We start from the raw sequence: 7984 nt of genomic DNA, 5'->3' as shown, positions 1-7984 counted from the left end.
TCTCGGATAAGTGTGTGCTAGACTTTAAAATCTCGGAAATCTTTGTTACAATAGTCATAGGTTCTATATCCTTCTAGGTAAATGTGGTGTTTGTCTTAGGATATAGGACTTTTTGCATTTGGTAAAGTATTTCCGAGATTTATTTTACACTAACCCGTTCTTTTCCTATTTTAGCATCATTTAAATTAAAAGACTTAACAATGCTCATCTAGTAACACTAGAAAGTATCTTCATTGTAAATTGATATTTTCAGAAAATTTATAGGATAATTTACACTTGAAAAAAGAGTTAATTATCAAGTTATGATATAATGAAATGGAAATGTTTTTGACATAATATAGTTGAGGAAGAATTGACGTGAATTATGATTACAAAAAGACCTTGACAATCATGAGTACTAGACTAGGCTTTACCCTAGCTCTATTGAGCCTTCTTTGGTTAAAAACCATGTGGGCTTATCAGATTGATTTTAGTCTTGGTTTAGAAAACCCTTATCAGTTATTACTGACCTTTATCAACCCTATTCCGATAGCCTTGTTGCTATTAGGTTTACCTTTATACATCAAAAAAACAAAATGGTTTTATACAACAGAGCTAGTTGTTTACACCTTCCTAAACCTTTTACTTATTAGTAATGCTATCTATTTTAGAGAATTTTCAGATTTTATTACTATCAGTACTATGATGGCTAGTAGTAAGGTGTCCGCAGGACTTGGTGATGCAGCGTTAAATCTCCTTCGCCCGTGGGATTTAGTATATCTTTTAGATGCTATCTTGCTCATCTGGTTATTTAAGAAAAAATATATCACAACAGATAAGCGTCCCTTTCACCCTAGGGCAAGTTTTGCAATAACAGCTCTCTCTAGTCTGCTATTTTCAATCAATCTCTTTATGGCAGAAATTGATCGTCCCGAATTATTGACACGTGGTTTTTCAAATACCTACGTTGTCAGAGCCTTAGGCTTACCCGCCTTTTTAGGTTATGATGCCAATCAAACATATCAAACACAAAAAGTACGTAACGAGGCTAAACCAGAGGAAATTGAAACTGTAAAAGCTTACGTTGCAGACCATTATGCCGAACCAAACCCAGACTTTTTTGGAATTGCCAAAGGCAGAAATATCATCGTCCTTCACTTAGAGAGTTTCCAACAGTTCTTGATTGATTACAAATTAAAAATTGATGATAAAGAGTATGAAGTGTCGCCATTTATTAATTCCCTTTATCACTCTAAGGAAACCTTCTCATTTGCAAATTTTTTCCACCAAGTCAAAGCTGGAAAAACATCGGATGCTGAAACCCTGATGGAAACCTCACTTTTCGGACTGAATCAGGGATCGTTTTTCGTTCAGTATGGTGGTGATAACACTCAGCAAGCAGCACCACATATTCTTGATCAAGTTGGAGGTTATACTAGTGCTGTCTTTCATGGTAATATAGGTACCTTCTGGAATCGTAATAATGTCTATAAGCAATTAGGGTATGATTTCTGGTTCGATCAGTCTTATATGTCCAAACCAACCTCTGATAATTCCTTCCAATACGGACTCAATGATAAAGTCATGTTCAAAGACTCAATCAAATACCTTGAACGACTTCAGCAACCATTTTATACTAAATTTATCACGGTTTCACACCACTATCCTTATCAAAACCTGTCAGGTGATGAGCTTGGATTCCCATTAGCACAAACAGACGATGAAACAATCAATGGCTATTTTGCAACAGCCAACTATCTAGATGCTTCCATCAAAGCTTTCTTTGATTATCTAAAGGAAGCAGGCCTTTATGATAATTCGCTCATTATTCTTTATGGAGATCATTACGGGATTTCAAACTCACGTAATCCAGATTTGGCTGAGTTACTAGGCAAGGATTACGAAACGTGGTCTTCTTATGATAACGCCATGCTCCAACGTGTTCCTTATATGATTCATATTCCAGGAATGGATAAAGGATTTATCAGTGAAACTTATGGAGGAGCAATTGATGCTCTTCCAACGCTATTACATATACTTGGTATCTCTACAGAAAAATATATTCAACTAGGACAAGATTTATTATCTCCAGAAAATGATCAAATTGTCGCTTTTAGAAATTCTGGTACCTATGTCACACCAGAATACACCAATTATGGTGGTCGATTATACTACACAGCTTCTGGTCTTGAAATCACAAACCCCGATGAATCTACCTTATTAGCTACTCAGGAAATTAGAGATGCTGTCAAATTGCAGCTTCAAATCAGCGACGAGGTGCAAACAGGAGATCTCCTACGCTTCTACGCCGATAGCGGTTTACCTATTGTTGATACCACTCAAATTTCTTATACTAAATCTTTTAAAAAGCTAAAAGATATCGAAAAGGACTTGGGTAAAAAATCAACTAGCCTATACTCACAGAGAGAGCAAAAAACAAGTCGAGGACTCTTTAAAGCACCAAGCTATGCTCAACTTCATGCTGAAGACACTGTAACCTCAGATAGCACATCTGAAAAACAGGATAGTCCTGACCATAAATCAGAAGAAGAACAATAAGCGTAAATCAAACAACTACCTTTTCAAGATATCAAAACCACCAGTTCATTCACGAACTGGTGGTTTTACTTCTATCAATTATAGGATCTAATAAAATCGAATTGATTACACTGTTTCACCTGTGAAATCCAAAACCATACGACCTTGAATAGTTCCTGCTTCCATTTCATCAAAGACTGCTGGAGCATGGTCAACTGGACGTTTTTGAACAACTGGCACAACCAATCCTTCTGCACCGAAGTGGAATGCTTCTTCCAAGTCTTTACGAGTACCCACAAGTGAACCAACAATTTTGATTCCATCAAGTACTGTCTTAACAATTGATACATCCATCATTTCAGAAGGAAGACCAACTGCAACAACTGTACCACCTGCACGAACACTATCGATGGCTTGGTTAAAGGCAACTTTAGAAACTGCAGTTACAACAACACCATGGCAACCACCAGTTTTTTCTTGGATATAGCCAGCAACATCTTCAATCTCTTTACCATTAACAATCAAATCTGCACCAACTTCTTTAGCCAAATCGAGCTTGTCTTGGTTGATATCAACAGCTACAACATGAGCATTGAATACTTTCTTCGCATATTGCACAGCAAGGTTACCAAGTCCACCAGCACCGTAAATCGCAATCCATTGACCAGGAGCAGCTCCTGCTTCCTTGATAGCTTTATAAGTTGTTACACCTGCACATGTGATTGATGATGCTTGAGCTGGATCAAGTCCTTCTGGAACTTTAACGGCATAATCTGCTGTTACAACAGCATATTCACTCATACCGCCATCAACACTGTAACCAGCGTTTTTAACAGAACGGCAAAGTGTTTCACGACCAGTTGTACAGTATTCACAATGACCACAGCCTTCAAAGAACCAAGCAATTGATACGCGGTCACCAACCTTAAGCGACGTGACACCTTCACCAAGTTCTTCAACAATACCAATACCTTCGTGACCTAAGATACGTCCAGGTACTTGACCAAAGTCACCATGTGCCACGTGTAAGTCTGTATGGCAGACACCACAATACTCCACTTTGACAAGCGCTTCACCAACACCAACTTTTGGTAAGTCGTGTTCAACAACTTCAACACCAGTAGATTTCTGATTAACAACAACTGCTTTCATATTATCCTCCTATATCACAAGTCTTTGTGAATTTATTTACAACATTATTATAACGCTTTCATTTAATATGTCAAATAAAAAGAGGCAATTTTTAAAAAATTTTCTGAAAAAACTTAACCAGTTAACGGAAATTATTAACCGGTTAATGAAAATAGCTCTAAAAACTCTATCAGCAAGGATAATATAACACCATGAATCATCTGATTTTCAAAACCAAATGAACACCAAAAAAGCTTAGGAAAAACTGACATCAGCAGTATCCTAAGCTCAAAACTACTATTTAATCAAGTAATGACGTGTCATAAATGGTAAAGTCAGCACGATAGATAATCAGACGTTTCCCATCAACTAACAAATAGGTTGTGTTTGGAATACCATCAGGGGCTGACGTCGTAACCTTATTTCCTAAAAATGTGGCTAAGGGCGTTCCATTTTGTGAACGAATCAAGATAAGTTTGCTTTCGCCAAGCCAGTCATTTTTGATTTGATTGAAAAAACGATTAACAAAAGGAATGGAACGATCTTCAGACTCAATCTCTAAAGATGAAGCATATTTATCCATATAGTCTGTCAAACCATTTTCCGTAAAAATTAAAGTAGAACCGACATGAATAACTTGGTCACGTCCTACACTAATATCTAAAACAGATGATTCCTTGCTAACATTTCCTAACTCATCTGTCATATCAAAACGTTCATCACTTTCAATCGAAATGGAACTACCTTCAATCTTGTCAATCACCTGTGAATTTTCATCAAAGGTACGAATTGTGCCTGATAAGCCCAGATACTGTTCTTGCGTCGTTTTAAAAAAATTAGATACATTCTGACAACCTGCTAAGACTAGGACAGGCAACATTGCAATAATAAAACGATACCATTTTTTTCTCATATTTTTCTCCTTCTCTTTGCTATAAGTATAGCATATTTTAATTAAAATAACCTTTTCTTGCTTTTATCACCCAAAATGCTATCATAGACTTATGAAGTTATTAGCCTTATACAACAACCTAAGTGAACAAGAAATATTGATTAATTTTGACGAAACATTTAGAGATACTTATCCCTTAAGTATTTTACCAAGTTCTGAATATCATTCCGATCTAGATAAGTCTTTTCAGGGGATATTATGCTTTAAAGATATCACCAGTCAGTTGCCTGTGTTAAATTTGAGCCATTTGGAACTTTTTAATTTTAATAATGAAAAACAAGATATCTCTTCTATCTTCAAGATAGCAAAAGCTATTCATTCATTTACTATGAAAATCCAATACCAAACACTCAATTATTTCCCTTATTTTGCTTGTTTGACCGATCAAAATGGTGAGCGGCTTGTTACCAACAATAAACCAACTGATCCCTTTGATTTAGAAGAGACACCTCAGCAAAACTTACCTAAATGGATTTTAGAACAACTTAAAGCAGAGTCTGACACTGCCTTTCACACAACTATTCCTTCGCTATCTTTAAATCAAATCCTCATCCAAACCTATCAACCCATACAAGATGAAAATGGTCAACTAGCAGGTATTTTGGAATATGTCCAAGATATCAAACCTCTACTCAAAAATTACCTTGAAGAAAGCGGTCAAGCACTTGTTGGATGGTCTGACGTCACTTCTGGTGCTTCTATTCACAACGATACGTTAGCCGACTGAGTGTACTTTAACAAACTCCCCTTTGGCTTACCTTTTTTATAAATTCCCACGATTATAGTAGACTTACACATGAAATAGAGCTCAAGGCTATTGTCTGAGCTCCTTTCTTTTTTCTGACATAAAAACACCATCATATAGAAGGTACCGTCAGTCACATCAAATCTCATCTAGCAAACTAAGAAAAGATAAAAACCATAGAAAGCCCTTTTAAAAAAAATTGACTTTGTATGAAGACAGCAGTATAATTAAGTTAAATTTATAATAAAAATTAAAAGGAGCCCTTGATATGATTACTTTTGACCACGTTTCAAAACTCTACGATGACAAAGAAGCTCTTAGCGACTTAAATCTAACGATTAATAACGGTGAGATTTTTGGTCTTATCGGCCACAATGGGGCTGGGAAAACGACTACTATTAGTCTTCTAACGTCTATTATTGAAGCAAGTTATGGTCAAATCACCGTTGATGGCAAGCTATTGTCAGAGCACCGTGATGACATAAAAAAACGCATCGCCTATGTGCCTGACTCCCCCGACATTTTTTTAAATTTAACAGCCAGTGAGTATTGGCATTTCCTAGGTAAAATTTACGGAGTTGATAAATCGACTATTGAGGAGCGTATCGAAAAATTAGCCAATTTGTTTGACATTCTAGATAGACAGTACGAAACTATTGATAGCTTCTCTCACGGAATGCGTCAGAAAGTTATTATTATCGGCGCCCTTATTCCAAACCCTGATATTTGGGTACTGGATGAACCTCTGACAGGTCTAGATCCTCAAGCATCCTTTGACCTCAAAAATATGATGAAAAAACATTCAAGTGAAGGTAACACCGTCATCTTTTCAACCCATGTCCTCAGTATTGCAGAACAGCTCTGTGATCGTATCGCAATTCTCAAAAAAGGAAAACTCATTTTTCTTGGCACAATTGATGATTTAAAAGCCAAACATCCTGATAAAGACCTTGAAACCATTTATCTTGAAATGGTAGGACGTGAAGGATTAGATAAGGAGGATAGCCTATGATAAATTGGTCAACAATATGGGAATTGATCAAAGTCAATATTCTCTACTCTAACCCACAAGCAGTAGCTGCTATCAAGAAAAAACAAGCTAAAAATCCTCATAAAAAGCTTTCAGCCTATAAAAGTATTCTAAGACAGCAGACTATTTCTCTAGTAATAATGTTTGGGATATATGGCTTACTAATGTCAAGCATTAACTATGCTCATTCACCAGCCTATTTGAGTTTACAAGTAGCCTCTTTCTCATTTATAGCGATACTCTATTTCTTTATTTCGCTATTTTCTGTTTTTTATGATAGTAAGGATACTAAATTATATCTACCTTTGCCTGTTCAATCAGCTGAAATATATCTCGCAAAACTAATCGCATCTCAGGGAACAGGCTTACCTTTTTTGTCACCTATCTTAGCCTACCTAACCATTGCTTACTGGCAAACCAACCACTCTTTCTTAGCACCAATCTTTGCTTTTGTGATGTTTCTCATCCTACTTATCACAACTAATAGCATCAGTTTGATTGCTCTGTTTTTCATTGGAAAAGCGCTAGCTAGAAGTCCATATAAAAAAATAATTTCCTCACTCTTGATGTTTCTAGGTATATTTTTGGGAATTATTATTCTTCTCATCACACAAACAATGGCTAACATCTCAGTTAGTGAAAGAGGTCAAATTTTAGGTTTTCATATCCCCTATTTCAGAGGTTTTTATGATGTCTATAATAATCCGTTTAGTATAGAAGCGCTACTTAACTTCTGGCTAGGTTTAGTAATAACAGGAGCAATGGTTCTATTCATTAAACAAATTATCCTACCTAATTACATCAACGAAACACTCAAGATGACTGCTAATGTCATTACAAAACGTAAACCAAAGAAAACGACTACTGAAAACAGCCTTCAACAAGTTCTAATTAGACATCATTTATCCGGTTTGAAGGATTCAACACTCCTTATGCAAGAGCTTCTCTATCCTCTCCTGTTCGCAATAATGTTTGCAGGACCTATCTTGAACAATGATCTCAGTATCCAAACAGTAACAAACGGTTACTTCGGGATTGCTTTTCTATGTGGATTCATGATTGGAATGTTTATTTCTAGCCCAGTTTCTTTCTTAGGAGTTGGCATGTCTCTGGAACGTGAAAACTACTATTTCATGAAGTCTCTTCCAGTTAACTTTAGACAATTCACTATTCAAAAATTCTGGGTTCTTGGTATAGTACAGTTGATTTTTCCGTTAACTATCTACACCATATTAGCTATCTTCCTAAAACTCAAATTACTCCTGATCCTCTCACTAATTGTTGGGATGTTTGGATCAAGTTTCGTTTTTGGTGAATGGGTTTATGCACGTGACCACAAATTATTGATGACAAATTGGCAAAATATCAACCAACTCTTTTACAGAGGAGGGGGACAGTGGTTAATAGCTGGTTTACAATTCTTAGTCATGCTTTTAGGTGGTATCACGCTAGCTGTTAGCATGATTGCTTCAACAATGATTTCACCCTATTTAGTCAGTGGAATACTAATATTTGTTTTAGCAAGTATCTTGATTATCATTCATATGTGGATTTTTAAAACATTCTGGAAAAAACTACCATAACTTTAAACTAATATCAAAAACCTCGT

The 7984-nt window shown here is 36.0% G+C and carries 6 protein-coding genes; 4 read left to right on the top strand and 2 right to left on the bottom strand.

Annotated features, from left to right (window positions below):
- Nucleotides 1–390 precede the first annotated feature (390 nt).
- Nucleotides 391–2538 (top strand): LTA synthase family protein, encoded by a 2148-nt coding sequence (locus ACVRZH_RS07960; RefSeq protein WP_447454767.1) that lies wholly within the window; start codon nucleotides 391–393, stop codon nucleotides 2536–2538.
- 105 nt (nucleotides 2539–2643) lie between these two features.
- On the opposite strand, the gene adhP is transcribed toward ACVRZH_RS07960, so the two are convergent.
- Both adhP and ACVRZH_RS07950 read right to left on the bottom strand, forming a co-directional pair.
- Nucleotides 2644–3669 carry an alcohol dehydrogenase AdhP gene (gene adhP, locus ACVRZH_RS07955; protein WP_447454766.1) on the bottom strand — a complete coding sequence of 342 codons (1026 nt, stop codon included), beginning with the start codon at nucleotides 3667–3669 and terminating at the stop codon, nucleotides 2644–2646.
- Nucleotides 3670–3949: 280 nt separating this feature from the next.
- Nucleotides 3950–4561, bottom strand: a complete 612-nt coding sequence (locus tag ACVRZH_RS07950) for a DUF5052 family protein (protein WP_447454765.1) — start codon at nucleotides 4559–4561, stop codon at nucleotides 3950–3952.
- Between the two features lie 136 nt (nucleotides 4562–4697).
- Between ACVRZH_RS07950 and ACVRZH_RS07945 the strand changes: the two genes are divergently transcribed.
- The 3 genes from ACVRZH_RS07945 to ACVRZH_RS07935 all read left to right on the top strand — a co-directional run bounded on the left by ACVRZH_RS07945 (nucleotide 4698) and on the right by ACVRZH_RS07935 (nucleotide 7958).
- Nucleotides 4698–5327 carry a hypothetical protein gene (locus ACVRZH_RS07945; RefSeq protein WP_447454764.1) on the top strand — a complete coding sequence of 210 codons (630 nt, stop codon included), beginning with the start codon at nucleotides 4698–4700 and terminating at the stop codon, nucleotides 5325–5327.
- 286 nt (nucleotides 5328–5613) lie between these two features.
- Nucleotides 5614–6357 carry an ABC transporter ATP-binding protein gene (locus ACVRZH_RS07940; RefSeq protein ID WP_447454763.1) on the top strand — a complete coding sequence of 248 codons (744 nt, stop codon included), beginning with the start codon at nucleotides 5614–5616 and terminating at the stop codon, nucleotides 6355–6357.
- The gene (locus ACVRZH_RS07935) at nucleotides 6354–7958 is read left to right on the top strand and encodes an ABC transporter permease (protein WP_447454762.1); all 1605 of its coding nucleotides are present in this window, start codon (nucleotides 6354–6356) and stop codon (nucleotides 7956–7958) included. The genes ACVRZH_RS07940 and ACVRZH_RS07935 overlap by 4 nt, the downstream gene beginning before the upstream one ends.
- Nucleotides 7959–7984 lie beyond the last annotated feature (26 nt).

This window comes from Streptococcus fryi (assembly GCF_053206505.1).
The sequence above is the reverse complement of the archived record's forward strand: the minus strand, read 5'-3'. Positions and strand labels throughout refer to the sequence as shown.